Origin of the sequence: Shewanella electrica, assembly GCF_022321485.1 — a bacterium.
In the GTDB taxonomy this organism is placed as follows: domain Bacteria; phylum Pseudomonadota; class Gammaproteobacteria; order Enterobacterales; family Shewanellaceae; genus Shewanella; species Shewanella electrica.
Genome location: NZ_JAKOGG010000605.1, coordinates 1 through 248, shown reverse-complemented (window position 1 = coordinate 248; position 248 = coordinate 1). Strand labels below are relative to the sequence as shown.

Sequence of the window (248 nt, the reverse complement as noted above, 5' to 3'; positions counted from 1 at the left end):
AGAAATTACCATCGTGCTAGTTAAAAATCCTGTTGGTTTAAACCAAGTAATTGATATGGTTGGAACTGAAAGCGAACCTTTGTCTTTTGTTGGTTTACTAAATGCTAACTATGCTGATGGGATTGATACAAGTTGGATTTGGGATGGAAATTTTGAAAAATTAACGCAAATGCCAATTCAACAATACATGACGGGTGGCGAACGTTACACAGACATCACTTTCCGTCTTAAGGTAGCTGGAGTTGAGG

The 248-nt window shown here is 37.9% G+C and carries 1 protein-coding gene; it reads left to right on the top strand.

The annotated features are described in order from the left end of the window. Positions 1-248: DUF1727 domain-containing protein (locus L9G74_RS21580; RefSeq protein ID WP_238898894.1), on the top strand; the 248-nt coding region annotated here is incomplete at both ends.